Consider the following 25514-nt stretch of genomic DNA (forward strand, 5'->3'; position numbering starts at 1 on the left):
ACACGCTGCTAAATATTTAGCTGGTGAATATTAACCGGAAAAATTCGGGCTGTGTGGGCGGGTTTTTAATGTTTTGTGCTACTAAATGCAGGGGCATTAACGATTTGTGCCGTTAAGCGATGACGAACCAGCAGAAATGCCGGTGCGTCATCATCACGTCAGTAAACTAGCTGACAAACTGGCGGAATAGCGCTTTACCTTTCAACAGCCGGGTTCCGAGCCAGCCGCCGCACAGGGACAGCAGCACGGCACCGCAGACGGGCAGCGTGAGCCACAGCCGCCAGTCGGGCTCCCACGGGAAGTCGAAGACTTTGCTCTGGAGTACCGCCAGCGCGGTTTCCGCCCCGATGGCCGCCACCAGGCCCGCCACCAGACCGAGCAGGGCAAATTCGCTCCACAGCGTGGCGCGCAGCAGCCGTTTACTGGCTCCCAGCGTGCGGTAGACCACCAGCTCCTGATGACGCTGACGCATGCCCACCTGCACCTGCGCCAGCAGCAACAGCACACCGCAGACGGTCACCAGCACTACCATCACCTCCAGCGCGCGGCTCACCTGCTCCAGCACCTGCCCGACCTGTTTGAGGATCGCGCCGATATCCAGCAGGCTCACCGTCGGAAATTCCCGGTTAAGCTGCGTCAGCATGCCGTTGCCGTTTTCCCAGCGGAAGCTGGTGAGCCAGCTCTGGGGCTGTCCGTCCAGCGCACCCGGCGGGAAGATGAAGAAGAAGTTTGGTCGCAGGCTTTCCCAGTCCACTTTACGCAGGCTGGTAACTTTGGCGGTGAAATCCTGGGTATCACCGGTGAAGGTCACGCTGTCGCCGGGCTTCACGTTCAGGCGTGTCGCCAGCCCCTCCTCCATCGACACTTCCCCCGCTTTCGGCGGCCAGGTGCCGGCAACGATCGGGTTATGATCCGGACGTTTCGCCTGCCAGGTCAGGTTGAGTTCACGGTTGAGCGATTCATCCTTATTTCCCTCCGTCGACTGGCCGTTGATCTGCGTCAGGCGGGCGCGCACGATCGGATAGAACGATTCCGGAATAATGTGATGCTCAGACAGGAAACCCTTCAGCGGCGTCACCTGTTCGGGAGCAATGTTGATCAGGAAATAGTTCGGGCTTTCCGGCGGAAGCTGCTGCTGCCATCGATCCAGCAGATCCCCGCGCAGCACCAGCAGAAGCGCCAGCAGCATAAACGACAGCGAAAATGCCGAGAGCTGGCTGAGGGTAGACCACGGCTGGTGCAGCAGGCGGTTAACTGCTAACCGTATGGGGAGTGATTTAACTGTTAGCTTTCTCAGCACATTAAGCAATATCCAGCCCACTACGCCGCACAGCAGCGCCAGCACCACCGCGCCCGCCAGCACCGCCCACAGCAGCGTGCTGCCGCCCATCAGCCAGGCCAACAGCCCGACCGCCACCGCAATAATCACCGGCAGGTAGAACTTCAGCGGCCAGACGCTGGCCACCACATCGCGGCGCAGCACGCGCAGCGGCTGGGTGGCGAGCAGCAGCCGGTACGGGCGTAACCCCACCAGCAGGGAGATCGTCGTCATCGCGCCGATGGCCCACAGCCACGGCCAGAGGCTGGCAGGCGGTAATGCTGCGGGCAGTACCGGTTTGAGCAGCACCATCAGCAGCTTTTCAAACAGCAGTCCTATCGCCCCGCCGGTCAGGGCCGACAGCGCCAGCACCATCAGCCACTGGCCGACAATCAGCTTGCGCAGCTGCGTGCGGCCCGCGCCGAGGGTTTTGAGGATCGCCACCAGATCGTAACGGCTGCGGCAGTAGTGCCCCATCGCCACGGCAACCGCCGCAATGGCAAGCAGCAGGGTTAACAGCGCCGACAGCAGCAGGAACTGCTGAGAACGTTCAAGAGATTTGCCGAGCGCCCCGTCATCCTGTTCCAGCCCGTACCAGCGGTGTTCCGGCTTGAGCTGCGGCAGGAGCCATTTTTCGTACGCCTCCAGCTGCGCAGGCGTCCCGCCAAACTTATACCGCCAGGTGACACGGCTTCCCGGCTGGACGGCGTGGGTTTTCGCCACATCCGCGGTGTTCATCAGCAGGCGCGGCGCAAGCTGGAACGGATTAAATCCGGAGTCGGGCTCCTGCACTACTTCCCCGGCAATTTTGAGTGTCGCGTCGCCGACGTCGATACTGTCGCCGGGTTTCAGGTTAAGAAGCGCCATCAGTCGCGATGCCAGCAGGACCGTACCGGCCGTCGGTTTTAGCCCCGGCGGGCTTGTTTGTAAGTTACCGTACATCGGGTAGATGTCATCCACGGCTTTTACGCTGGCAAGCTGCGGCGTGTCGCCCGCAAAGGTCATGGTCTGAAAGGTGATCTGCTCCCCTACCTTCAGCCCCTCTTTGCGCGCTTCCTCAATCCAGCCCGGCGGCACGGGGCGAGAACTTTGCAGAGCCCGGTCCCCGGCCATAAATTCCCGACTCTGCTGGCTAAGCCCTTTCTCCATACGATCGCTGACGCTGCCGAGCGCCAGCACGCAGGCCACCGCCAGGCTCAACGCCAGCCAGACAATCAGCAGCGAGGGCGAGCGCCACTCGCGCCAGAACCAGCGGGCAATCATGCTTCCTCCTGAAGAATACCGTTCACCAGCCGCAGGCGGCGGTCGCAGCGGGCGGCCAGCTGCGGATCGTGGGTAACCAGAATCAGCGTGGTGCCGTGCTCGCGGTTGAGGGAAAACAGCAGATCGGCAATTTTGTCCCCGGTTTTACGGTCGAGATTGCCCGTTGGCTCATCGGCAAACAGCACTTCCGGGCGGCCGTTAAACGCCCGGGCCAGCGCCACGCGCTGCTGCTCACCGCCGGAAAGCTGTGCCGGAAGATGGTCGAGTCGTTTGCCTAGCCCCAGCTGTTCCAGCAACGCCTTCGCGTGATCGCGGCTTTCACGAGTATTGTCACCACGCAGCAGGCCGGGCAGCTCAACGTTTTCCAGCGCGTTCAGCGTCGGGATCAGCATGAATGACTGAAAGACAAACCCGATATGCCGGGCACGCAGCGCGGCGCGGGCTTCTTCATCAAGCGCGTGGAGGGGCTGGCCGACCAGGTTCACTTCCCCACTGCTGCCATCGTCCAGACCAGCGAGAATGGCCAGCAGCGTGGACTTACCGGAACCGGATTCACCAATCAGGGCGATGGTTTCGGCACGTTTGACAACGAGTTCAACTCCGGTGAGGATGGAAAGCTCGTGTTCTCCCTGACCGACGGACTTCTTAAGACGATGAACTTCAACAATGTTTTCCGCTGGCATTTGCCCTTCCTGTTTTTGATGCTGATGACCTTCCGCGCGGCGGCTGCGGACACGTTATTAATTCTGGGCGACAGCCTGAGCGCGGGCTATCGTATGGCCGCCAGTGCGGCCTGGCCCGCCCTGCTCAATGATAAATGGCAGTCCCGGGCGTCTGTCGTGAACGGCAGCATCAGCGGCGATACGTCGCAGCAAGGCTTATCGCGCCTGCCTGCCCTGCTTAAGCAGCATCAACCGCGTTGGGTGCTGGTTGAACTAGGCGGTAATGATGGTTTGCGCGGCTTCCAGCCTCAGCAAACGGAGCAAACGCTGCGGACCATTTTGCAGACCATTAAGGCCGCCAATGCCCAGCCGCTGCTGATGCAAATTCGCCTGCCCGCCAACTACGGCCGTCGGTATAATGAGGCGTTTAGCGCGATCTATCCTAAGCTTGCCAAAGAGTTTGATATTCCGCTGCTGCCATTTTTCATGGAAGAGGTCTATCTGAAACCCCAGTGGATGCAGGATGATGGCATTCACCCCAATCGCGATGCCCAGCCGTTCATTGCCGACTGGATGGCAACCCGGCTGGCTCCTTTAGTAAAACATGACTCGTCAAACAGCTGAGAACCTGACAGGTAAAGTTATGCAAAAATCGGTCTTAATAACAGGATGTTCCAGCGGAATTGGCCTTGAAAGCGCCCTTGAACTGAAACGTCAGGGGTTTTGGGTACTGGCAGCCTGCCGCAAACCCGAGGATGTCGAACGCATGCGAGGGCTGGGATTTACCGGCATTCTGCTGGATCTCGATTCGCCAGAGAGCGTAGAGCAGGCCGCCGATGAGGTTATCGCCCTGACCAACAACCGTCTTTACGGTCTCTTCAACAATGCGGGCTACGGCGTGTACGGCCCGCTACAGACTCTCTCACGGGAACAGCTGGAGCAGCAGTTCTCCGCAAACTTTTTCGGGGCGCATCAGCTTACCATGCGCCTTCTCCCCGCCATGCTGCCGCACGGCGAAGGGCGCATCGTGATGACCTCCTCGGTCATGGGCCTGATCTCCACGCCGGGCCGCGGGGCTTACGCCGCCAGCAAATATGCGCTTGAAGCCTGGTCCGATGCGTTGCGCATGGAGCTGCGCCACAGCGGTATTAAGGTCAGCCTGATTGAACCGGGCCCGATCCGCACCCGCTTTACGGAAAACGTTAACCAGACGCAGGCGGACAAACCGGTCGAAAACCCCGGCATCGCGGCGCGTTTTACGCTTGGGCCAGAAGCCGTCGTTGCCAAAGTGCGCCACGCGTTTGAGAGCGATACCCCTAAAATGCGCTATCCGGTCACGCTGGTAACCCATGCCGTCGGCTGGTTGAAACGCCTGCTGCCGGGGCGGATGATGGACAAAATTTTGCAGGGTTGAGTTGAAGCGACGACGCTTACCCCCATGTAAAGAGTAAACCGATAAAAGAGAATGCCGCATGTCCGTACAGAATATCGTCAACATAACTGAAGCTAACCTGCAACAGACGCTCGAACAGTCAATGACTAAACCGGTGCTGTTCTACTTCTGGTCTGAACGCAGCCAACACTGCCTGCAACTGACGCCGGTCCTGGAAAGCCTTGCCGCGCAGTACAACGGTCAGTTCATTCTGGCGAAGCTGGATTGTGACGCCGAACCAATGGTGGCTTCCCAGTTTGGCCTGCGCGCGATCCCAACCGTCTACCTGTTCCAGAACGGTCAGCCGGTGGATGGCTTCCAGGGGCCGCAGCCGGAAGAGGCGATCCGCGCCCTGCTGGATAAAGTTCTGCCGCGCGAAGAAGAGCTGAAAGCGCAGGAAGCCATGGCGCTGATGCAGGAAGGCAAGTACGACGAGGCGCTGCCGCTGTTAAAAGACGCGTGGCAGCTGTCGAACCAGAACAGCCAGATTGGTCTGCTGCTGGCAGAGACCCAGATTGCGCTGCACCGCCCTGAAGACGCGGAAGCCGTGCTGAAAACGGTGCCGATGCAGGATCAGGATACCCGTTATCAGGGTCTGGTGGCGCAGATTGACCTGCTGAAACAGGCAGCCGATACCCCTGAAATTCAGCAGCTTCAGCAGCAGGTTGCGGACAACCCGCAGGATGCCGCGCTGGCAAGCCAGCTGGCGCTTCAGCTTCATCAGGTGGGGCGTAACGAAGAGGCGCTGGAGCTGCTGTTTAGCCATCTTCAGAAGGACCTGGGCGCCGCAGACGGACAGGCGCGGAAGATGTTCCAGGAGATCCTGGCCGCGCTGGGTACCGGTGACGCGCTGGCGTCGAAATATCGTCGTCAGCTGTACGCGTTGCTCTACTAGTAAAAAAATGCCCGGTGGCGCTAACGCTTACCGGGCCTACAAAAGCCGATATTACCCCGTCTTTTTCAACTGCGTCACCACCAGCTGGTGGCGCGCGTTGTAAAACTTCCGATAGGTCAGGTAGCAGGCAATGATGGTGGACAGGCTCGCCGTAGAGAGCAGCATAAACGTCACCATAATCTGGTACTTAATCGCTTTTACCGGATCGATACCGGCAAAAATCAGCCCCGACATCATGCCCGGCAGGCTCACCAGACCCACCGTTTTGGCGGAATCCACCGTTGGGATCAGCGAAGAGCGAATGCTGTCGCGGATCAACCGCGCAGAGGCCACCTTCGGCGTCGCGCCCAGGCTTAGCTTCTCCTGAAGCTGCTGCTGTTCACTGCTGAACCGTTGCCCCAGATTGTTGTAGCACAACCCGACCGCCACCATCGCATTGCCCGCAATCATCCCGGAAATGGGGATCACCTGCATCGGCGTAAATTCTATCGAGCCGGAGAGTACCAGTACCGCCAGCGTTAACGCGGTCCCGGTAGTGATGGCGATCAACGACGAAATGAACGCTTTATCGATGTATTTACTGCGTTTCTGCGCGTTCCATGCCGCGTTAAAGCAGATAAACAGCACCATCAACAGGGTCAGCACGGCATGATTGACGTTGAAGATGTATTTCAACACATAGCCGACGATGATGAGCTGAATGACCGCGCGGGCGATACTCCAAAGAATATCTTTTTCCAGCCCCAGCTTTTCCCGGTAGCTGACCACAATCGCCACCAGCACCAGGACCATCGACAGCGCCAGCGATTCGTTGGTTATGTTATGTTCACCCACGATGAGCCTCCTCCATTTTCCCGCCCTGCGGCCTGAGCGTGATGACATCATCCGCATGGGTAATTTCATTTGAATCATGCGTCACCCACAGCACGGCAATATTCTGCTCCCGGGCGTAGCGATGGATAATGTCATTGACGTTGCGCTTGTTAGCGTCATCCAGCGCGCTGGTGATTTCGTCCAGCAACAGCGCCTTCGGCAAGAACTGCAGGTTACGGATCAGCGAGACGCGCTGCTTTTCCCCTCCCGACAGTTCGGCGATCGATTTGGTCAGCGTCTCCGGCGAAAGCCCGAACCGAGTCAGATCGTCGGTAAACTTTTTTGGATCAGGCGTTTGGTTGCGGATGTGCCAGGGGAAAACCAGATTGTCGTACACCGTGTCGCCAAACAGGGACGGCGTTTGCACGCAGTATGACACCTGCTGGCGATAGCTTTCCGGTGAAAGCGTGGCGATATCTTTTCCTGCAAACAGGATGGTTCCCTCCGTTGGGCTCAGTAGCGAAGCCACGATTTTCAGGAGGGTGCTTTTGCCGCAGCCGGAGGGGCCAGTTATCAGTTTAAATTCGCCCGGAGAGAGACAAAAATCAACGTGCTGAAGGATGGTGTTATCACCCACACGAAAGCCAACATCCCTGATATCCAGAAGATTTTTTTTATTATTCATTCCGATTCCATTAACCGCTGTAATAAGAACAGCCTTTAGCATAATCCTTTCCGCTACGCAGCGCGAATAGCCTTAACCTATAGCAAGTGTTAAACTTTTTGCTCGCTAATTGTCACCTCTATAACTACAGGAAGTCAGCAACATGACACATATCTTTTATGAGTTCTCTTCCCTGAAGCCTGGTGTTCCTGATGTGGAAACATTAATGGAAGTCATCAATTCTTCTGAACTCACGCGTTTTGTCATGGGTGCAGAGGTGGTCGATTTTGTTAAGAAGGCGCTCATCGTTAACACCACAATCGGTAGCTTTAAAAACTGCTATTTTGCTTTCGATGATGGGGCTTACTTTCTCGAGTTTGACGGCAAGGGTAAATCCAGACGCTTTACTGAGGTGCCGGACTGGTTCGTTTCCCCCGCGGAATTTGCCCGCTCGCAATGGCTGATTAACCATGATCTGGCCGATGTGAAGGCGACGGCGTTTATTGACGTGTTGATGTCCTATCCGCTTAAAGAGCGCCGGGCGCACTGCAATCTGCTGTTTGGTCTGGATCTGCATAAGGTCAATGTGGTTCCGGCGCCTACAGCCCCTGCCGGAAAAATGGGCAATAAAAACGGAAAAACCACCAAGCCTCGCGTCACGGATCTCGGCTCTTTTGAGCTTTTTACCGCGTTCTTTGCGCGTATGAAAACCGCCGTCAATGCTAATGAATTCCCTACCCTACAGGTGCTGACCGGCCAGGAGGATCTTACAAAAGCGCCGCACAGCTTAAAGCAAGGGATCAGAACCTGGTTTAAGGCGATTACCGGCGATCTGCCGCCGAACAACAAACGTGTCGGGGCGGGCAATGCGGTATTGTTCTGCGCTCCCGTTCGCGAGCAGATCCAGCAGATAGAGGCCATCGGCCTGGAAAAATACTATCAGGGCTTATCAAAAGCTATCGCTGACGCCGGGGATGGGTTTATCACTGACTTCAGCTATACCTGGTCTGAAAAGTAACGCTTTGCGCCCCGCATCCCGAACGGGGCGTTTTATTTCTGCCAGTCCGGTTCCCACCTCTTTACAGGGGCGAAATCCTGTTCGTTAGCCGATATACTTACGTTCAACAAATACGCAGTTTTTCTCGTTACGGCATGCAAAACAGGAGGTTTTTATGCTCATCGTTGTTCCTGTCCTTATATTCGTTGCGCTGGTTATCGTGGGCGCAGGCGTCAAAATTGTCCCGCAGGGTTACCAGTGGACCGTCGAACGCTTCGGTCGCTACACCAATACTCTTCAGCCGGGTTTAAGCCTGATCGTCCCGTTCATGGACAGAATTGGGCGTAAGATCAATATGATGGAGCAGGTGCTGGATATCCCTTCCCAGGAAGTCATCTCCAAGGATAACGCCAACGTCACCATCGATGCGGTGTGCTTTATTCAGGTGATTGATGCGCCGAAAGCGGCCTATGAGGTGAGCAACCTGGAGCTGGCGATCGTCAACCTGACCATGACCAACATCCGTACCGTGCTTGGCTCAATGGAGCTGGACGAAATGCTCTCCCAGCGCGACAGCATTAATACCCGCCTGCTGCACATTGTGGATGAAGCCACCAATCCGTGGGGGATCAAAGTGACACGCATTGAGATCCGCGACGTGCGCCCACCGGCAGAGCTGATTGCTTCCATGAACGCGCAGATGAAGGCCGAGCGTACCAAGCGTGCCTATATTCTTGAAGCCGAAGGGGTGCGTCAGGCTGAAATCCTGAAAGCGGAAGGGGAAAAACAGTCGCAGATCCTGAAAGCCGAGGGCGACCGTCAGTCTGCCTTCCTCCAGGCGGAAGCGCGTGAACGTTCGGCAGAAGCGGAAGCCCGCGCGACGCAAATGGTCTCCGAGGCGATTGCCGCCGGGGATATCCAGGCCGTGAACTACTTCGTCGCGCAAAAATATACCGATGCGCTGAAGGAGATCGGCTCCGCGAACAACAGCAAGGTGGTAATGATGCCGCTGGATGCCAGCAGTCTGATGGGATCTATCGCCGGAATTGCCGAGTTGATCAAAGACGGCGGAAACGAGCGTAAAAAATGATAGAGCTCATCGTTGCACATCCTCATGCGTTCTGGCTAAGCCTTGGCGGCTTACTGCTGGCCGCCGAGATGCTTGGCGGCAACGGTTATCTGCTGTGGAGCGGGGTTGCCGCGGTGATTACCGGGCTGGTCGTCTGGCTGCTGCCTGTCGGCTGGGAGTGGCAGGGCGCGCTGTTTGCCGTGCTGACGCTGCTGGCCGCCTGGCTGTGGTGGCGCTGGCTGAACAAACGGGTGAAGGCGCAGAAGCCGGTCGACGCGCACCTCAACCAGCGTGGGCAGCAGATCGTGGGTAGACGCTTTACGCTTGATAACGCGCTGATCAACGGACGCGGTCATATGCGCGTGGGGGACAGTTCGTGGCCGGTGGTGGCCGACGATGACCTCAGCGCCGGCACGCGGGTTGAGGTCATTGCGGTGGAAGGCATTACTCTGCGGGTTAAAGCCTGTTAGGCGTGGGTTTTACGGTGGCAGCAGCCGGAAAGATTGTCGATAATCGGGCACTCGGCGCTGTCATCTCCCGGGCAGGATTCTGCCAGCTGTAACAGTTGCTCACGCATCGCCTGTAATTCGATGATATGGCGTTCGATCTCCGCCACTTTTTCCAGCGTACGTTTTTTCACGTCGGCACTGTGGCGTTTCGGATCGTTAAACAGGTTAACCAGCTCGCCGCACTCTTCAAGGTTAAATCCTACCTGTCTTGCCTGGCGCAGTAACGTCAGTTCATCAAGATGCAGCTGCGTATAGCTGCGGTAGCCGTTCTCACTGCGCAACGGTGGCGTCACCAGCCCTTTTTCCTCATAAAAGCGAATCGCTTTGCTGGTTAAGCCGGTTTTTTTCGCAACATCGCTGATATTCACATTTCCCCCTTGACCTTCCCCTTGATGGAAGGTTTAACCTTCATAACAGTTAGCGAAAAGCAGAGTGAAGGTCAACAATTGACCAGAACATTATACGGGAGTTTTGTTATGTCTCACACTATTGACCTGACACTGGACGGCCTCTCCTGCGGCCACTGTGTCAAACGCGTTAAAGAAAGCCTGGAGCAGCGTCCTGACGTGGAAAGCGCTGAGGTGAGTATCGATCATGCCGCCGTGACCGGCAGCGCCAGCGCCGACGCGCTGATTGATACCATTAAACAGGCCGGTTACGGGGCGGAGTTAAGCCACCCAAAGGCTAAACCGCTGGCAGAGTCATCATCCCCGTCGGAAGCACTGACAGCGGCCACTCCTGAGCTTCCGGTAGCTGATGATATTGATGACAGCCAACAGCTGCTGATCAACGGCATGAGCTGCGCCAGCTGCGTCTCCCGGGTACAAAACGCCTTACAGGCGGTACCGGGCGTCGCACAGGCACGGGTAAACCTGGCGGAGCGTACTGCGCTGGTGATGGGCAGCGCCTCCGCCGCAGAGTTAGTGCAGGCCGTGGAGAAAGCGGGCTACGGGGCGGAGGCCATCGAAGATGATGCCGAGCGCCGCGAGCGCCAGCAGGAAACGGCTGTCGCCACTATGAAGCGTTTCCGCTGGCAGGCGATTGTCGCCCTGCTGGTCGGTATTCCGGTGATGGTGTGGGGCATGATGGGTGACAACATGATGGTCACCGCTGACAACCGCACCCTGTGGCTGGTGATTGGTCTGATTACCCTTGCGGTGATGGTGTTTGCTGGCGGACATTTCTATACCAGCGCCTGGAAGAGCCTGAAAAACCGCACCGCGACGATGGACACGCTGGTCGCGCTCGGTACCGGCGCGGCGTGGCTGTATTCGATGAGCGTGAACGTCTGGCCGCAGTGGTTCCCGATGGAGGCGCGCCATCTCTATTATGAAGCGAGTGCGATGATTATCGGTCTGATTAACTTAGGCCATATGCTCGAAGCCCGCGCGCGTCAGCGCTCGTCGAAAGCGCTGGAAAGATTACTCGATTTAACCCCGCCGACGGCCCGCGTGGTCACGGACGACGGGGAAAAAAGCGTTCCGCTCTCAGAGGTACAGCCGGGAATGACGCTGCGCCTGACCACCGGCGACCGCGTGCCCGTCGACGGTGAAATCACCCAGGGCGATGCCTGGCTGGATGAAGCGATGCTGACCGGCGAGCCGATACCCCAGCAGAAATCTCAGGGCGATGCGGTGCATGCGGGTACGGTGGTACAGGACGGCAGCGTACTGTTCCGCGCCAGCGCGGTCGGGAGCCATACCACGCTGTCACGCATCATTCGCATGGTCCGCCAGGCGCAGAGCAGTAAGCCGGAGATTGGTCAGCTTGCCGATAAAATCTCCGCCATTTTTGTGCCGGTGGTCGTCGGTATTGCCCTGCTGAGCGCGGCGATCTGGTATTTCTTCGGCCCGGCGCCGCAGATTGTCTACACCCTGGTGATCGCCACCACGGTGCTGATCATCGCCTGCCCTTGTGCCCTTGGCCTGGCCACGCCGATGTCGATTATCTCTGGCGTCGGACGCGCCGCCGAATTTGGCGTACTGGTCCGTGATGCTGACGCCCTGCAACGGGCAAGCACGCTGGACACCCTTGTCTTTGATAAAACCGGCACGCTCACCGAGGGCAAACCGCAGGTGGTGGCCGTCAGTACCGTTGGCTGTACGGAGACGGATGCCCTGCGCCTGGCCGCCGCGCTGGAACAAGGTTCCAGTCACCCGCTGGCGCGCGCCATCCTGGAGAAAGCCGGTGATGCCCGTCTACCGCAGATCAGCAACTTCCGTACCCTGCGCGGTTTAGGGGTCAGCGGTGAAGCCGAAGGCCATACGCTGCTGCTGGGCAACCAGGCGCTGCTGACTGAACACGGCGTTGATACGTCCGCGCTGGACGCAGAGCTAAACGCGCAGGCCTCTCAGGGCGCGACGCCGGTTCTGCTGGCGAGGGATGGTCAGGTGGCGGCGCTGCTGGCCGTGCGCGATCCGTTACGCCAGGACAGCGTAGATGCCTTACAGCGCCTGCACCGCGCGGGCTATCGTCTGGTGATGCTGACCGGGGACAACCCGACCACCGCCAACGCCATTGCGAAAGAAGCCGGTATTGATGAGGTGATCGCGGGCGTGCTGCCGGACGGCAAAGCGGACGCCATCAAGAACCTGCAAAGTCAGGGTCGCCAGGTGGCGATGGTGGGCGACGGCATCAACGACGCCCCGGCGCTGGCGCAGGCTGACGTAGGCATTGCGATGGGCGGCGGGAGCGATGTCGCCATTGAAACCGCGGCGATCACCCTGATGCGCCACAGCCTGATGGGGGTGGCGGATGCGCTGGCGATTTCGAAAGCCACGTTGCGCAACATGAAGCAGAACCTGCTGGGGGCCTTCGTCTATAACTCACTCGGCATTCCGATTGCCGCCGGGATTTTGTGGCCGCTGACCGGCACCCTGCTGAACCCGGTTGTTGCGGGTGCGGCGATGGCGCTCTCGTCAATTACCGTGGTGAGCAACGCTAACCGCCTGCTGCGGTTTAAACCGAAGGATTGAACCTTGTACCCGTACGCGCTAGCATGAACCTTTCCGATCATGGAGCGCGTATGGGTCTGTTTAATCGTCTAAAAACATCGTTTCGCGCCCTTTTTCCCCGCCGTTATGCCTGGCCCGGTATGGATATTTCGCTTCCGGGCGGGCAGCATCTGCACCTGGTGGGAAGCATTCATATGGGCACGCAGGACATGTCCCCCCTGCCCTCCGGCCTGATTAAACTGCTGAAGCGCGCCGACGCGCTGATCGTCGAAGCCGACATCTCCGGCCATGAATCGCCGTTTGCCGGGCTGGAAAGCGATCGCCCCCTGGCGGAACGTCTTAACGGGACGCAGCTGGCTGAGCTTACCCGTCTTGCGGATGAGACCGGCGTCTCGCTCTCAATGCTCGACACTCTGCCCCTGTGGCAAATTGCCATGGTGTTACAGGCCACCCAGGCGCAGCGCCTGGGGCTGCGCGGCGATTACGGTATCGATTATCAACTGCTGAATGCGGCAAGGGCGCGCAACCTGTCCGTCATTGAACTGGAAGGCACGGACAGCCAGATTGCGCTTCTTCGCCAGCTTCCCGATGACGGCCTGATGCTGCTGGATGATACCCTGACCCACTGGCACACCAACGCGCGTCTGCTGCAAACGATGATTGGCTGGTGGCTGGATGCGCCGCCCGCAGACGGTAAGCTGGCGTTACCGTCGACATTCAGTGAATCGTTGTATGATGTGCTGATGAACGCGCGCAACCAGGCGTGGCGGGAGACACTATATGCCCTGCCTGCCGGTCGTTATGTTGTCGCGGTTGGCGCGTTGCATTTGTACGGAGAAGGGAATTTGCCGTCGCTGCTGAAATAAAAAAATGGCCAATATCTCTATTGGCCCGTCAAAGAGGAATTTCATCGTTTTTATTATACCGAAGTGACCTTCGGCTACGCCGATTGTCGCTCAAAGTAACCATCACTGCCAATACTATTGCGCAAGATGGTGCTATTTTTTAGACAAACGTCAGGCGTATGCTGCTGGTATGAATCGTCTGTCGTAAGAAGGATAGCCATGACTCCCGCCGTTAAATTACTCGAAAAAAACAAAATTTCTTTCCGGATCCACACCTACGATCACGATCCGAACGAAACCAACTTTGGTGATGAAGTGGTGCGCAAGCTGGGGCTGAACGCGGACCAGGTCTACAAAACGCTGCTGGTCGCGGTGAACGGCGATATGAAGCACCTCGCCGTGGCAGTGACGCCCGTCGCCGGACAGCTTGATCTGAAGAAAGTGGCCAAAGCGCTGGGAGCGAAAAAGGTCGATATGGCAGACCCGATGGTTGCGCAACGCACAACGGGTTATCTGGTCGGCGGGATCAGCCCGCTCGGCCAGAAAAAGCGTCTGCCGACGCTGATCGATGCGCCTTCGCAGGAATTTGAGACGATCTATATTTCTGGCGGCAAACGCGGGCTGGATATCGAACTGGCCGCAGGCGATCTGGCGAAAATGCTGGACGCGAAATTTGCGGATATTGCGCGCCGGGATTGAGAAAATTGCCCGGTGGCGCTGCGCTTACCGGGCCTACGATTCGAATGTAGGCCGGGTAAGGCGAAGCCGCCACCCGGCAAAAAAAAAACGCACTACTGCCAGCTCACCTCGCCTTTCGGCTCATACATGTTCACGTCAATCGGTGAATTTTGCTGGATAAACTGCTTCAACACTTCCGCATCAATAAACCCGGTATTTACATAGCCCGGTTTGTTATCGATATGCGGATAGCCGTCGCCGCCGGTGGCGTTAAAGCTTAACGTTGCCAGGCGGTAGGTTTTCGCCGGATCAACCGGTTCGCCTTTGATTTTGAGATCGTTAAGCTTGCCGTCCTTCGCGACGAAGCTGACGTTAGCAAACTGCGGATACGCCCCGGAATCCGGCTTCATCTGCGCCACGGCGGTCAGGTAGTCAATCACCTCCTTCCCGCTCATGTCCGCATAGACCACCACGTTGCCAAACGGCTGCACTTTGAGCACGTCTTTATAGGTGATGTCTCCGCCTTCAATGGAATCACGAATACCGCCGCCGCTCATCACGCCGAAATCAGCATTCGTGCGCGCCATCTGCGCGGCCAGCACCAGACGCCCCATGTTGGTCTGTACAAAGCGGACTTTGCTGCGGTCCCCTTCCAGTCGTCCGTTAAGCGTGCCAATCTTCACGTCCAGCTGCGCTTTCCCTTTGCTCTGGAACGGCGTCAGCAAAGAGAGCATCTGCTGGTTTTCAGCGATCTCTGGCGTGTAGAGTACCCGCTCGCTTTTGCCATCCGGGTAGGTCACTTTCTTCTTCAGGTTGACCGGGATGAGCTGATAGTGCACCAGCTTCATTTCGCCGTTACGGAATTCGAAATCCGCGCGGCCAACGTATTTACCCCACTCGTGGGCCTGTACAATCCAGATCCCGTTCTGACGATCAGGCGCGCACGGCGTGCCGGGCACATAATCTGCCTGCTTTTTATTCTCAGAAGCCATGCAGACCGGATCCTGTGAGTGACCGCCCACAATCATCGCCAGCGAGCCCGCAGGAAGGCTGCGCGCCATCTCCACGTCGCCCGGCGCGTTAGAGCCGTGCTGACCGTTATCGTAATGCCCCATGTGGGTGGTCGCGATAATCACATCCGGTTTTTCATTCTGCTGCAACTCCTGGATCACCAGCTTCGCTTCGTCCGCCGGTTTACGGAATTCAATGTCGGTGAAAAATTCAGGATTACCAATTTTGGCCGTATCGTCGGTGGTTAAGCCGATGACCGCGATCTTCAGATCCTGACGCTTAAACAGCGCCCACGGTTTAAACAGGCGCTCGCCGGTGCTTTTCTGATAAATATTGGCGGAAAGGAACGGGAATTTGGACCACTTCTCCTGCTGGCGCAACACGCTCAGCGGATTATCAAACTCGTGGTTTCCGACCGCCATCGCGTCGTAACCAATTAAATTCATGCCGCGGAAATCAGGCTCGGCATCCTGTAAATCAGATTCCGGCACCCCGGTATTAATATCCCCGCCCGATAGCAGCAGGACGCTGCCGCCCTGGGCCGCGACCTCTTTACGAATGCCGTCCACCAGCGTTTTTTGCGCCGCCAGGCCATATTCACCGTATTCGCTGCGCCAGAAATGGCCGTGATGATCGTTAGTATGCAGAATGGTAATTTTATAGGTTTTATCTTTTTCATACGCCTGCGCGGGCAGGCTTGTCAGCCCCCATGCGGCGATGAGCGCCAGCGCGACGCCACGCTTCATTAACTTCATCTTCTCTCTCCCTGACCCATAGACAAACGCAAAAATTACAGTGACTCACAAGAATAGACAAATAAGTTTTCAGAATTGCGACTTTCTTCAAATGTCACGGACGGGTATGTTAGTCGGATAATAATTACTCCCTGCATCTCTAATAACAAATCGACGTGGTATTTATGGCAATCAGTGAATCAACCCAGCCCGTCCAGGGCGCTCCGGCGTCGCCGCCGAAATCGCGCACTTCCTTTAAAGTATTAGGCGCAATCAGTCTCTCTCATCTGCTCAACGACATGATCCAGTCGCTGATTCTGGCGATCTACCCGCTGTTGCAGTCTGAGTTCTCATTAACCTTCGTGCAGATCGGGATGATCACCCTGACCTTCCAGCTGGCCTCTTCGCTGCTACAGCCGGTGGTGGGCTACTGGACGGACAAATACCCGATGCCATGGTCGCTGCCCATTGGCATGTGCTTCACCCTGAGCGGGCTGGTGCTGCTGGCCATGGCGGGCAGCTTTGAGGCGGTACTGGTTGCCGCGGCGCTGGTGGGAACCGGTTCATCGGTGTTCCATCCGGAATCGTCCCGCGTGGCACGTATGGCCTCCGGCGGACGTCACGGGCTGGCGCAGTCTCTGTTCCAGGTGGGGGGTAACTTTGGTAGCTCCCTCGGTCCTCTGCTGGCGGCGGTAATTATCGCGCCTTACGGCAAAGGCAACGTGGCGTGGTTTGTGCTGGCCGCGCTGCTGGCGATTGTCGTCCTGGCGCAAATCAGCCGCTGGTATGCCGCGCAGCATCGCGTAAATAAGGGAAAACCTGCCGCGAAGATAACCAATCCCCTTCCGCGCAATAAGGTGATCCTTGCCGTCAGCGTGCTGCTGGTACTGATTTTCTCGAAATATTTCTATATGGCGAGCATTAGCAGCTATTACACCTTCTATCTGATGCAAAAATTCGGATTATCAGTACAAAACGCCCAGTTCCACCTCTTTGCCTTCCTGTTTGCGGTGGCGGCAGGCACGGTGATAGGCGGCCCTGTAGGGGATAAAATTGGACGTAAATATGTGATTTGGGGCTCTATCCTCGGCGTCGCGCCGTTTACGCTTGTTTTACCGTACGCAACGCTGGAATGGACCGGAATATTGACGGTGATTATTGGTTTTATTCTCGCATCGGCATTTTCAGCCATCCTGGTCTACGCGCAGGAGCTGCTGCCGGGACGTATCGGTATGGTTTCCGGCCTCTTTTTCGGTTTTGCCTTTGGCATGGGCGGCCTTGGCGCAGCCGTGTTGGGGATGGTTGCAGACCACACCAGCATCTTCCTGGTCTATAAAATCTGCGCTTTCCTGCCACTTCTGGGGATGTTGACCATATTCCTGCCTGACAATCGTCATAAAGCGTGACTTCACGGCTGCCAAAGTTAAACTTTGGCAGCCGGATAACCTGATGCCATAAGGCTTTCCTCTCCCTCCCCTCAGCAAATTTATCAAAATCTGCCTTTTTTCATGCTTATTGCCTTTTTATTGTGATTTCAACAATTATTCATAAACATAAGCGTAAAAATTGTCATAAACTATTAATCGGCTTTTTGGTATTTGCACCAAAAATGGATCACCCATCGCGAAAGGAGACGGAATGCACCACGCCACACCGCTTATCACCACCATTGTTGGTGGACTTGTGCTCGCTTTTATTCTCGGCATGATTGCCAATAAATTGCGTATTTCGCCCCTGGTAGGCTATTTACTGGCGGGCGTGCTGGCAGGGCCCTTTACGCCGGGTTTTGTCGCTGATACCAAACTGGCGCCTGAGCTGGCGGAATTGGGCGTGATCCTGCTGATGTTTGGCGTCGGACTGCATTTTTCCCTGAAGGATCTGATGGCGGTAAAGTCGATCGCCATACCGGGAGCGATCGCCCAGATAGGGGTGGCGACGCTGCTGGGCATGGCGCTTTCGGCGGTGCTGGGCTGGTCAATCATGACCGGTATCGTATTTGGGCTGTGTCTTTCAACCGCCAGTACCGTGGTGCTGCTGCGCGCGCTTGAAGAGAGACAGCTGATAGACAGCCAGCGCGGACAAATCGCGATAGGCTGGCTGATTGTTGAAGATCTGGTAATGGTGTTGACGCTGGTTCTGCTGCCTGCCGTTGCCGGGATGATGGAAAAAGAGAATATCGGCTTCGCCTCGCTGGCGCTGGATATGAGCATTACCATCGGTAAAGTCGTGGCGTTTATCGCCATCATGATGCTGGTGGGCCGCCGTCTGGTGCCGTGGATCATGTCCCGCAGCGCCGCCACGGGCTCGCGTGAACTGTTCACGCTTTCGGTCCTTGCGCTGGCGCTGGGCATTGCCTTTGGCGCCGTCGAGCTGTTTGACGTCTCCTTTGCGCTGGGCGCGTTCTTCGCCGGGATGGTGCTGAACGAGTCCGAGCTGAGCCACCGTGCCGCGCACGATACCCTGCCGCTACGTGATGCATTCGCGGTGCTGTTCTTTGTCTCCGTCGGGATGCTGTTCGACCCGCTGATCCTCATTCAGCAGCCGCTGGCCGTGCTGGGTACGCTGGCAATCATCATCTTTGGTAAGTCCGTTGCCGCCTTCTTCCTGGTACGGATGTTCGGCCATTCGCCGCGCACGGCGCTGACCATCGCCGCCAGCCTGGCGCAGATTGGCGAGTTCGCCTTTATTCTTGCCGGTCTGGGGATGGCCCTGAACCTGCTGCCACAGGCGGGGCAAAATCTGGTGCTGGCGGGGGCGATCCTCTCCATCATGCTAAACCCGGTATTGTTTGCCCTGCTGGAGAAATATCTCGAGAAGACCGAAACCCTCGAAGAGCAAACCCTGGAAGAAGCGATTGAGGAGGAGAAACAGATCCCCGTAGATATCTGCAACCACGCGCTGCTGGTCGGTTTTGGCCGCGTCGGCAGCCTGCTCGGTGAGAAGCTGATGGCCCAGGGGATCCCCCTGGTAGTGATTGAAACCTCCCGCACTCGCGTCGACGAGCTTCGCGAGCGCGGCATCCGCGCGGTGCTGGGCAACGCGGCTAACGAAGAGATTATGAATCTGGCGCATCTGGACTGCGCTCGCTGGCTGCTGCTCACTATCCCGAACGGTTACGAGGCTGGCGAGATTGTCGCCACAGCCCGTGAAAAATGCCCACATATCGAAATCATTGCCCGCGCCCATTATGATGACGAAGTGGAGTACATCACCGAGCGCGGCGCGAATCAGGTGGTGATGGGTGAGCGTGAGATTGCGAATACAATGCTGACAATGCTGACAAAACCGCCAGTTGAAGAGGCGGTGACGGGTTAAGTTTTGTGCGGCCTGATGCCCTCACCCTGGCCCTCTCCCACAGGGAGAGGGAACAAACACTAAAAACGGCAACCACAGGTTGCCGTTTTGCTTTTACCTGTCCCAATACGCCTCTTCGAGGCTGTCTTCCCGTTCCGGCAGCCCCCGCGTTAAGCGCGGTGAATGCTGGTTCAGCACCTGATAACTCACGCGGTTCGCGTACTTGCACACCTGCGCCAGCGAGGAGTAGGTCAGCCAGTTGAAGGTGTGCTTGCTGGAATTCGGCACATTGGTTTTGTGGTAGGCGTTGGCGGTGATGTCGTGCAGCAGCGCGGCCAGCGCGCCGTCGCCCGCGCCGTTGGTGTTCATGATCTTCTCGGGGCCACCCATATACGGTGCGATGTGGGAGAAGATACGCAGCGGGTTGATGCAGTCTTTATAACGCATGGCGCGGCTGAACTCGTACTGGTTAAATTCGGCGATTGCGCCCGGCAGCAGCGGGTGCTGGGTTTTCCGCTTGCTCTCTTCTTCCGTGAAGCCCGCCATATACAGCCCGACCGGCCCGGCGGTGCAGAGCACCAGATCTACCCAGTCCAGCGCCTTATCAGACGCCAGCAGCGGATCGCTTTCGCCGGTCAGCGCTTCGGCTTCTTCTTCATTCATCGCCAGAATCGAGACGTGTTCTTTCAGGAAGGCCTGCCACCACTCCGGGTTGTCGGCAATGACGAATTTGGTGCCCAGCGTCAGAACCACAGGCACGTTGTATTTCTTCGCGTACTCAATTGCCTTCATGGTTGCGTCCGGCATTGGTTCGCCCGGCTTGCAGCGCACCAGATAGGAGGTCAGTACCAGCGCAGACGCGCCCGCGATCACCTCTTCCGGGATACTTTCAGCGCGCAGCTTGTTCATATGGCCGGGGCTGATGGCAAAGGTACGCTCGCCGGAATCGCTTATCAGCGTAAAGCAGCGGCCAATCGGCCCGTCAACGCCCTGCAAATAGTTCAGATCGGTGCGGCTGGAGGTATTGCACAGGTAGCGGTAGGCATAGCCACCGATTTCGATATTGCTGCACATCACGCCAAGCAGCACCGAGCGGTCGTCTGCCAGTACGGAGTAGTTGTGCATGGTGTTGCCGATGGTGCCGCCGGCAAACTGGTGGGTGATAAGATTTTCGCGCACCAGCTCCTGATACAGCGCTTCAGCAACGTCATCCTCAATCACCAGCGAGTGCCCGGCGCTCAGACCGTAACGTGCGACAAACGCATCATCCACTTTGGCTTCAATGTCCACCAGCGTCTGATCGATACCGACCACCCAGGCAGCGCTGGTTTCGCTTTCCTGCTGAATTTGCTGTAACAGCGGATCGCGGGCATCGACGGGGAAATAGTGTTTGGACTTACGTTTACCGGGAAATTTCATGGTCTGAACTGTGCAAAGAATACGGGCCGGGAATGGTAGCACAAACCCGGCCCGTAACGCGATCAGCGGCGGGTGGTGACCAGTGACACCATCATGTCGATGTGTTCAGGGGAGTCGTTAAGCGCAGGAATGTATTCGTATTTCGTTCCGCCCGCCTCCATAAAGAACTCTTTGTTCTGGACAGCAATCTCTTCCAGCGTTTCCAGACAGTCCGCCGAGAAGCCCGGCGACATCACCTGAATGTGCTTCACGCCCTTCTCGCCCAGCATCTTAAGCGTTTCATCAGTATACGGGGTGAGCCACGGTTCACGGCCGAAGCGCGACTGGAAGGTCATCATCACCTTCTCAGGCGGCAGGCCGAGGGCGGAGACCAGCTCGCGGGTGGTATCGCGGCAACGCTGGGGGTAATCATCCCCTTCGTTCGCGAAACGCTGCGGAATACCGTGATAGGAGAGCAGCAGCAGATCCGGCTCGCCGTGTTTTTCAAACGACGCGCGCGCGCTGCTGGCAAGCGCCTGAATGTACAGCTCGTTATCGGCGTAGTCGCGGATAAAGGTGATACCCGGTATACGGCGGCGGGTCGCCAGAATGCGCGCCAGTTCGTCCCAGACGGCAGCTACCGTGGAGCACGAATACTGCGGATAAAGGGCCAGCACCACAATGTGTTCAACGCCCTGCGCCAGCAGAGAGTCGACGGCGCTTTCCAGGGACGGCTTACCGTAGCTCATGCCGAGCGCAACGGGCATGTCCGGCAGGCGGGCGGCCAGCGCCTTCTCCTGACGACGGCTGTACACCATCAGCGGCGAGCCCTCTTCCATCCACACGGACTGATAGAGCTTTGCCACACGCGGGGAACGAATCGGCAGAATGACGCCACGCAGCAGTGGCCACCACAGCAGTCTTGGGGTATCCACGACGCGCGTGTCGCTTAAAAATTGTCGCAGGTAGCGTTTGACCGCCGCTGGAGTAGGTGCTTCTGGGGTGCCCAGATTGGCAAGCAGGATGCCGGTTTTCGCCTGACTCATTCACGCCTCTTAACCATTTGATAGGCTGTCAATTGTAGCGGAAATGCGTTTAAACGAAACCCATTGCTGTAATAGGTAAGATGAGAATTTTTCTCACCCGGGGCTCCGGGTGAGAGAGGTGCGCTTAGCCGAGGATTTTTTCCAGCTCTGCACGTACGTCAGCCACGGCTTTGGTGCCGTCCACTTTCGCGTATTTGGTGTTACCCGCCTGCGCTTCTTTGGTGTAGTAGCCGATCAGCGGTGCGGTCATCTGATGATATTCCACCAGGCGTTTACGCACGGTTTCTTCCTGATCGTCTTTACGGGTGGTCAGCTCTTCGCCGGTCACGTCGTCTTTGCCTTCAACCTTAGGTGGGTTGAATTTGATGTGGTAAACGCGGCCAGAAGCAGCGTGTACGCGACGGCCAACGATACGGTCAACGATCAGCTCGTCTGGTACGTCGAACTCCAGCACGTAATCCACGTTGATGCCCGCTTCTTTCATGGCGTCAGCCTGAGGAATGGTGCGCGGGAAGCCGTCCAGCAGGAAACCGTTACGGCAGTCTTCCTGAGCAATGCGCTCTTTAACCAGCGCGATAACCAGTTCGTCGGTCACCAGTTTGCCTGCGTCCATGATGTCTTTCGCTTGTTTACCCAGCTCGGAGCCAGATTTAACAGCGGCGCGCAGCATGTCACCGGTGGAGATTTGCGGAATACCGTATTTCTCCATGATGAACTGAGCCTGAGTTCCTTTACCCGCGCCCGGAGCGCCAAGCAGAATAATACGCATTGCGAAAATCCCCTCAAAAGTCGATTCAATTTTTCAAAAAGCGCTAAACAATACCACCAGAACGGGTATGGCTCAAGGAAGGCGGGAAGGCTGAAACGGTTAACGAGGGGAGATAATTTGGCTTCGGGCGGTCTGGTGCCCTCACCCTAACCCTCTCCCACAGGGAGAGGGAACTCTTTCACCCTCTCCCTGTGGGAGAGGGCCGGGGTGAGGGAAGATTACGCCAGCAGCAGCGCATTCACACGTTTAATGAACAGGTTAGGATCTTCCAGCGTACCGCGCTCGGCCAGCAGGGACTGATCCAGCAGCAGTTCAACCCACTCCGCAAAGCGGGCGTCGTCCTGGGTATCCGCCGCGCGTTTCACCAGCGGGTGATCCGGATTAAGCTCAAAGATATATTTCACATCCGGCACGGCCTGGCCCGCCGCAGCGAACAGTTTCGCCATCTGGGTGCTCATTTCGTCCGCATCGGTGGTGACAATGGCTGGCGTATCGGTCAGACGGTGCGTGAAGCGCACCTCTTTCACGCGGTCGCCCAGCAGCGTTTTAACGCGCTCAACGAACGGCTCCAGCGCCTTCTCGGCTTCTTTCGCGCTGTCGTCCACTTCATCCGCCAGCTTATCGATAGACTCGTCGGCTTTGGCAACGGACTGGAAGGATTTACCGTCGAACTCGGTCAGGTAGTTCATCATCCACTCGTCGATGCGGTCAGACAGCAGCAGCACTTCGATGCCTTTCTTACGCAGCAGTTCCAGATGCGGGCTGCTCTTCGCTGCCGCATAGCTGTCGGCGGTGATGTAGTAGATCTTCTCCTGCCCTTCTTTCATGCGGGAGACGTACTCTTCCAGCGACACGGTCTGGGCGGAGGAGTCGTTGTGCGTAGAGGCGAAGCGCAGCAGTTTAGCGATAGCTTCCACGTTCCCAGTATCTTCCGCCGGACCTTCTTTCAGCACCAGGCCAAACTGTTTCCAGAAGGTCTGGTATTTTTCCGCATCGTCCTTCGCCAGTTTTTCCAGCATCTGCAACGCACGTTTGGTCAGGGCGTTGCGCAGGTTACGGGTGACGGTGCTGTCCTGAAGAATTTCACGGGAGACGTTCAGCGGCAGATCGTTGGAGTCTATCAGGCCACGCACAAAGCGCAGGTAGTTCGGCATGAACTGCTCGGCGTCGTCCATGATGAAGACGCGCTGCACGTACAGCTTCAGGCCGTGCTTGTGATCGCGGTTCCACATGTCCCACGGCGCCTGCGCCGGAATGTACAGCAGGCTGGTGTACTCCTGTTTCCCTTCCACACGGTTGTGGCTCCAGGTCAGCGGATCGGTGAAGTCGTGGGCGATGTGCTTGTAAAACTCGTTGTACTCGTCGTCTTTAATTTCAGCTTTATTACGCGTCCACAGCGCCTGCGCCTTGTTGATTTTTTCCCAGGAAACCACGGTTTCGCCGTCTTTCTCTTCCTGTTTTTCAATCTCAACCGGCAGCGCAATATGGTCGGAATATTTGCTAATAATGGAGCGTACGCGCCAGTCGTTCAGGAAATCGTCTTCGCCTTCACGCAGGTGCAGGGTGATTTCGGTGCCGCGATCCGCTTTGGTGATGTCATCAACGGTGTACTCGCCTTCACCTTTAGACTCCCACAGCACGCCGTTCTCGGCGCTGTCGCCCGCGGCGCGGGTGCGCACGGTGACTTTGTCCGCCACGATGAACGCCGAGTAGAAGCCTACGCCGAACTGACCGATCAGCTGGCTGTCTTTCGCCTGGTCAGAGCCCATGGACTCAAGGAACGCTTTGGTGCCGGATTTGGCGATGGTTCCGAGGTGGTCAATCACCTCGTCGCGGTTCATCCCGATGCCGTTATCGGCGATGGTCAGGGTGCGGTTCTCTTTATTAAACGAGACGCGCACGCGCAGCTCGCCGTCGCCTTCATACAGTTCCGGGTTAGACAGCGCGCGGAAGCGTAGCTTGTCCGCCGCATCCGAGGCGTTGGAAATCAGCTCACGCAGGAAGATTTCTTTGTTGGAATACAGGGAATGGATCATCAGGTGCAGAAGCTGTTTTACTTCTGACTGGAAACCACGGGTTTCTTGTCCTTTCATCTAAGTCGACCTCAACAATGCCATTTAATGGGGTTGTAAAACGTTGAGTGAGAGATGGGGATAAGGGGAGGAATTTTCAAGCGGAGGCCGCGCGCGCAGCCTCCGTTTGGTCAGAAAATAATCTTGTGACGTCCGGCCAGCGAGTGTGACAGCGTGGTGCCGTCGACCATCTCCAGCTCACCGCCGACCGGCACGCCGTGGGCGATGCGGCTGGCGTCAACGCCGTACTGCGCGCACAGTTCGGCGATGTAGTTGGCGGTTGCCTCCCCTTCCACCGTCGGGTTGGTGGCGAGGATCACCTCTTTGATGGTTTCCGACTCCAGGCGCTGCTCCAGGCGATCGAGACCGATATCGTCCGGGCCGATGCCATCCAGCGGGGAGAGATGCCCCATCAGCACGAAATAGCGGCCGGAAAACTGCCCGGTTTGTTCGATGGCGTAGATGTCCGCCGGACTCTCCACCACGCAAATCTGACCGTTTTCCTGACGACGCGGGTTCGTGCAAATGTTACATACGTCCTGCTCGGTAAAGGTCCGGCAATCCGCACAGTGGCCAATTTCTGACATGGCGCGGGTCAGAGCCTGCGCCAGGCGCATCCCGCCGCTGCGGTCTCGCTGCAATAACGTAAACGCCATACGCTGCGCCGACTTCGGGCCAACGCCCGGCAGGCAGCGCAGTGCTTCCATTAACTGCGTGAGCAGCGGACTGGTTTGCATCAGAATGGCATCTTAAAGCCCGGCGGCAGTTGCATACCGCTGGAAACAGAGGCCATTTTCTCTTTCTGGGTTTCGTCGATACGGCGAGCGGCATCGTTAAACGCGGCTGCAACCAGATCTTCCAGCATCTCTTTGTCGTCTTCGAGCAGGCTCGGGTCGATTTCAACGCGACGGCAGTTATGCGCACCGTTGATGGTCACCTTGACCAGACCGGCACCGGATTCACCCGTGACTTCCAGCTGAGCGATCTCTTCCTGCATCTTCTGCATTTTTTCCTGCATCTGCTGAGCCTGCTTCATCAGACCACCCAGACCGCCTTTTCCACCAAACATAGGCTTCTCTCTTCTTTCACGT

General features: G+C 57.3%; 23 protein-coding genes. 11 read left to right on the forward strand and 12 right to left on the reverse strand.

The window, feature by feature from the left end:
• Positions 1-166 precede the first annotated feature (166 nt).
• Positions 167-2581 (reverse strand): putative ABC transporter permease subunit YbbP, encoded by a 2415-nt coding sequence (ybbP, locus tag SK54_RS18095; protein WP_048247729.1) that lies wholly within the window; start codon positions 2579-2581, stop codon positions 167-169.
• Positions 2578-3264, reverse strand: a complete 687-nt coding sequence (gene ybbA, locus SK54_RS18100; RefSeq protein ID WP_017383226.1) for a putative ABC transporter ATP-binding protein YbbA — start codon at positions 3262-3264, stop codon at positions 2578-2580. The genes ybbP and ybbA overlap by 4 nt, the downstream gene beginning before the upstream one ends.
• Here ybbA and tesA point away from each other — a divergent pair.
• Genes tesA through SK54_RS18115 form a run of 3 tightly spaced genes read left to right on the forward strand, consistent with a single transcriptional unit; the run spans position 3235 to position 5570 of the window.
• A complete protein-coding gene (tesA, locus tag SK54_RS18105) occupies positions 3235-3867 on the forward strand; it encodes a multifunctional acyl-CoA thioesterase I/protease I/lysophospholipase L1 (protein WP_003858933.1) in 633 nt (210 codons plus the stop codon). The two genes, ybbA and tesA, sit on opposite strands and share 30 nt — an antisense overlap.
• Entirely contained in the window at positions 3848-4657 is an 810-nt protein-coding gene (locus SK54_RS18110; protein WP_006809829.1) for an SDR family oxidoreductase, read from the forward strand. The genes tesA and SK54_RS18110 overlap by 20 nt, the downstream gene beginning before the upstream one ends.
• Positions 4658-4715: 58 nt before the next feature.
• On the forward strand, positions 4716-5570 hold the full coding sequence (locus tag SK54_RS18115; protein WP_003858935.1) for a co-chaperone YbbN: 855 nt from the start codon (positions 4716-4718) through the stop codon (positions 5568-5570).
• A gap of 51 nt (positions 5571-5621) precedes the next feature.
• Here SK54_RS18115 and fetB read toward each other — a convergent pair whose 3' ends face one another.
• Both fetB and fetA read right to left on the reverse strand, forming a co-directional pair.
• Positions 5622-6404 carry an iron efflux ABC transporter permease subunit FetB gene (gene fetB, locus SK54_RS18120; protein WP_017383223.1) on the reverse strand — a complete coding sequence of 261 codons (783 nt, stop codon included), beginning with the start codon at positions 6402-6404 and terminating at the stop codon, positions 5622-5624.
• Positions 6397-7068 carry an iron efflux ABC transporter ATP-binding subunit FetA gene (gene fetA, locus SK54_RS18125; RefSeq protein WP_015571235.1) on the reverse strand — a complete coding sequence of 224 codons (672 nt, stop codon included), beginning with the start codon at positions 7066-7068 and terminating at the stop codon, positions 6397-6399. The genes fetB and fetA overlap by 8 nt, the downstream gene beginning before the upstream one ends.
• Positions 7069-7210: 142 nt before the next feature.
• Here fetA and SK54_RS18130 point away from each other — a divergent pair, with 142 nt between their 5' ends.
• The 3 genes from SK54_RS18130 (at position 7211) to SK54_RS18140 (ending at position 9583) form a co-directional block, all read left to right on the forward strand.
• Entirely contained in the window at positions 7211-8065 is an 855-nt protein-coding gene (locus tag SK54_RS18130) for a hypothetical protein (protein ID WP_015571236.1), read from the forward strand.
• A gap of 154 nt (positions 8066-8219) precedes the next feature.
• The gene (locus SK54_RS18135) at positions 8220-9134 is read left to right on the forward strand and encodes an SPFH domain-containing protein (RefSeq protein WP_003858941.1); all 915 of its coding nucleotides are present in this window, start codon (positions 8220-8222) and stop codon (positions 9132-9134) included.
• Positions 9131-9583 (forward strand): NfeD family protein, encoded by a 453-nt coding sequence (locus tag SK54_RS18140; protein WP_015571238.1) that lies wholly within the window; start codon positions 9131-9133, stop codon positions 9581-9583. The genes SK54_RS18135 and SK54_RS18140 overlap by 4 nt, the downstream gene beginning before the upstream one ends.
• Here SK54_RS18140 and cueR read toward each other — a convergent pair.
• On the reverse strand, positions 9580-9990 hold the full coding sequence (cueR, locus tag SK54_RS18145; RefSeq protein ID WP_017383222.1) for a Cu(I)-responsive transcriptional regulator: 411 nt from the start codon (positions 9988-9990) through the stop codon (positions 9580-9582). The genes SK54_RS18140 and cueR overlap by 4 nt on opposite strands.
• 108 nt (positions 9991-10098) lie before the next feature.
• On the opposite strand from cueR, the gene copA reads away from it, so the two are divergent.
• The 3 genes from copA (at position 10099) to ybaK (ending at position 14120) form a co-directional block, all read left to right on the forward strand.
• Entirely contained in the window at positions 10099-12597 is a 2499-nt protein-coding gene (gene copA, locus SK54_RS18150; protein ID WP_048247731.1) for a copper-exporting P-type ATPase CopA, read from the forward strand.
• Positions 12598-12647: 50 nt separating this feature from the next.
• Positions 12648-13442 (forward strand): TraB/GumN family protein, encoded by a 795-nt coding sequence (locus tag SK54_RS18155; protein ID WP_017383220.1) that lies wholly within the window; start codon positions 12648-12650, stop codon positions 13440-13442.
• Between the two features lie 198 nt (positions 13443-13640).
• Positions 13641-14120: a Cys-tRNA(Pro)/Cys-tRNA(Cys) deacylase YbaK gene (gene ybaK, locus SK54_RS18160; RefSeq protein ID WP_010428207.1), complete on the forward strand. Its 480-nt coding sequence runs from the start codon at positions 13641-13643 to the stop codon at positions 14118-14120.
• Between the two features lie 92 nt (positions 14121-14212).
• On the opposite strand, the gene ushA is transcribed toward ybaK, so the two are convergent.
• Positions 14213-15865, reverse strand: a complete 1653-nt coding sequence (gene ushA / locus SK54_RS18165) for a bifunctional UDP-sugar hydrolase/5'-nucleotidase UshA (RefSeq protein ID WP_017383219.1) — start codon at positions 15863-15865, stop codon at positions 14213-14215.
• 164 nt (positions 15866-16029) lie between these two features.
• Between ushA and SK54_RS18170 the strand changes: the two genes are divergently transcribed.
• On the forward strand, positions 16030-17250 hold the full coding sequence (locus SK54_RS18170; protein WP_015571242.1) for an MFS transporter: 1221 nt from the start codon (positions 16030-16032) through the stop codon (positions 17248-17250).
• Positions 17251-17482: 232 nt separating this feature from the next.
• Positions 17483-19159 (forward strand): YbaL family putative K(+) efflux transporter, encoded by a 1677-nt coding sequence (ybaL, locus tag SK54_RS18175; RefSeq protein WP_017383218.1) that lies wholly within the window; start codon positions 17483-17485, stop codon positions 19157-19159.
• Between the two features lie 93 nt (positions 19160-19252).
• On the opposite strand, the gene SK54_RS18180 is transcribed toward ybaL, so the two are convergent.
• The 6 genes from SK54_RS18180 to SK54_RS18205 form a co-directional block, all read right to left on the reverse strand.
• Positions 19253-20557, reverse strand: a complete 1305-nt coding sequence (locus SK54_RS18180) for an inosine/guanosine kinase (RefSeq protein WP_032647466.1) — start codon at positions 20555-20557, stop codon at positions 19253-19255.
• A 62-nt stretch (positions 20558-20619) separates the two neighbouring features.
• Positions 20620-21582: a ferrochelatase gene (gene hemH, locus SK54_RS18185; RefSeq protein WP_017383216.1), complete on the reverse strand. Its 963-nt coding sequence runs from the start codon at positions 21580-21582 to the stop codon at positions 20620-20622.
• Positions 21583-21706: 124 nt separating this feature from the next.
• Positions 21707-22351, reverse strand: coding sequence for an adenylate kinase (adk, locus tag SK54_RS18190; RefSeq protein ID WP_006809841.1), 645 nt, complete (start codon positions 22349-22351; stop codon positions 21707-21709).
• A 218-nt stretch (positions 22352-22569) separates the two neighbouring features.
• Positions 22570-24444 (reverse strand): molecular chaperone HtpG, encoded by a 1875-nt coding sequence (gene htpG, locus SK54_RS18195; RefSeq protein ID WP_048247733.1) that lies wholly within the window; start codon positions 24442-24444, stop codon positions 22570-22572.
• 110 nt (positions 24445-24554) lie between these two features.
• Complete coding sequence (recR, locus tag SK54_RS18200; RefSeq protein WP_006809843.1) at positions 24555-25160, reverse strand: recombination mediator RecR; 606 nt, start codon at positions 25158-25160, stop codon at positions 24555-24557.
• Complete coding sequence (locus SK54_RS18205; RefSeq protein WP_003858972.1) at positions 25160-25492, reverse strand: YbaB/EbfC family nucleoid-associated protein; 333 nt, start codon at positions 25490-25492, stop codon at positions 25160-25162. Before SK54_RS18205 ends, recR begins: the two co-directional genes overlap by 1 nt.
• Positions 25493-25514: the final 22 nt, after the last annotated feature.

Origin of the sequence: Enterobacter sp. MGH120 (genome assembly GCF_001037725.1) — a bacterium.
GTDB classification, from domain to species: Bacteria; Pseudomonadota; Gammaproteobacteria; order Enterobacterales; family Enterobacteriaceae; genus Enterobacter; species Enterobacter hormaechei_C.

Excerpts from the sequence above, each read along its gene's own strand:
- SK54_RS18170 (WP_015571242.1), top strand. The coding sequence starts at position 16,030 with ATGGCAATCAGTGAATCAACCCAGCCCGTCCAGGGCGCTCCGGCGTCG.
- SK54_RS18205 (WP_003858972.1), bottom strand. The coding sequence starts at position 25,492 with ATGTTTGGTGGAAAAGGCGGTCTGGGTGGTCTGATGAAGCAGGCTCAG.
- tesA (WP_003858933.1), top strand. The coding sequence starts at position 3,235 with ATGAACTTCAACAATGTTTTCCGCTGGCATTTGCCCTTCCTGTTTTTG.
- ybaL (WP_017383218.1), top strand. The coding sequence starts at position 17,483 with ATGCACCACGCCACACCGCTTATCACCACCATTGTTGGTGGACTTGTG.
- SK54_RS18115 (WP_003858935.1), top strand. The coding sequence starts at position 4,716 with ATGTCCGTACAGAATATCGTCAACATAACTGAAGCTAACCTGCAACAG.
- SK54_RS18155 (WP_017383220.1), top strand. The coding sequence starts at position 12,648 with ATGGGTCTGTTTAATCGTCTAAAAACATCGTTTCGCGCCCTTTTTCCC.
- SK54_RS18135 (WP_003858941.1), top strand. The coding sequence starts at position 8,220 with ATGCTCATCGTTGTTCCTGTCCTTATATTCGTTGCGCTGGTTATCGTG.
- recR (WP_006809843.1), bottom strand. The coding sequence starts at position 25,160 with ATGCAAACCAGTCCGCTGCTCACGCAGTTAATGGAAGCACTGCGCTGC.
- hemH (WP_017383216.1), bottom strand. The coding sequence starts at position 21,582 with ATGAGTCAGGCGAAAACCGGCATCCTGCTTGCCAATCTGGGCACCCCA.
- copA (WP_048247731.1), top strand. The coding sequence starts at position 10,099 with ATGTCTCACACTATTGACCTGACACTGGACGGCCTCTCCTGCGGCCAC.
- ybbA (WP_017383226.1), bottom strand. The coding sequence starts at position 3,264 with ATGCCAGCGGAAAACATTGTTGAAGTTCATCGTCTTAAGAAGTCCGTC.
- SK54_RS18140 (WP_015571238.1), top strand. The coding sequence starts at position 9,131 with ATGATAGAGCTCATCGTTGCACATCCTCATGCGTTCTGGCTAAGCCTT.
- adk (WP_006809841.1), bottom strand. The coding sequence starts at position 22,351 with ATGCGTATTATTCTGCTTGGCGCTCCGGGCGCGGGTAAAGGAACTCAG.
- ybbP (WP_048247729.1), bottom strand. The coding sequence starts at position 2,581 with ATGATTGCCCGCTGGTTCTGGCGCGAGTGGCGCTCGCCCTCGCTGCTG.
- ushA (WP_017383219.1), bottom strand. The coding sequence starts at position 15,865 with ATGAAGTTAATGAAGCGTGGCGTCGCGCTGGCGCTCATCGCCGCATGG.
- htpG (WP_048247733.1), bottom strand. The coding sequence starts at position 24,444 with ATGAAAGGACAAGAAACCCGTGGTTTCCAGTCAGAAGTAAAACAGCTT.
- SK54_RS18180 (WP_032647466.1), bottom strand. The coding sequence starts at position 20,557 with ATGAAATTTCCCGGTAAACGTAAGTCCAAACACTATTTCCCCGTCGAT.
- ybaK (WP_010428207.1), top strand. The coding sequence starts at position 13,641 with ATGACTCCCGCCGTTAAATTACTCGAAAAAAACAAAATTTCTTTCCGG.
- SK54_RS18130 (WP_015571236.1), top strand. The coding sequence starts at position 7,211 with ATGACACATATCTTTTATGAGTTCTCTTCCCTGAAGCCTGGTGTTCCT.
- SK54_RS18110 (WP_006809829.1), top strand. The coding sequence starts at position 3,848 with ATGACTCGTCAAACAGCTGAGAACCTGACAGGTAAAGTTATGCAAAAA.
- fetA (WP_015571235.1), bottom strand. The coding sequence starts at position 7,068 with ATGAATAATAAAAAAAATCTTCTGGATATCAGGGATGTTGGCTTTCGT.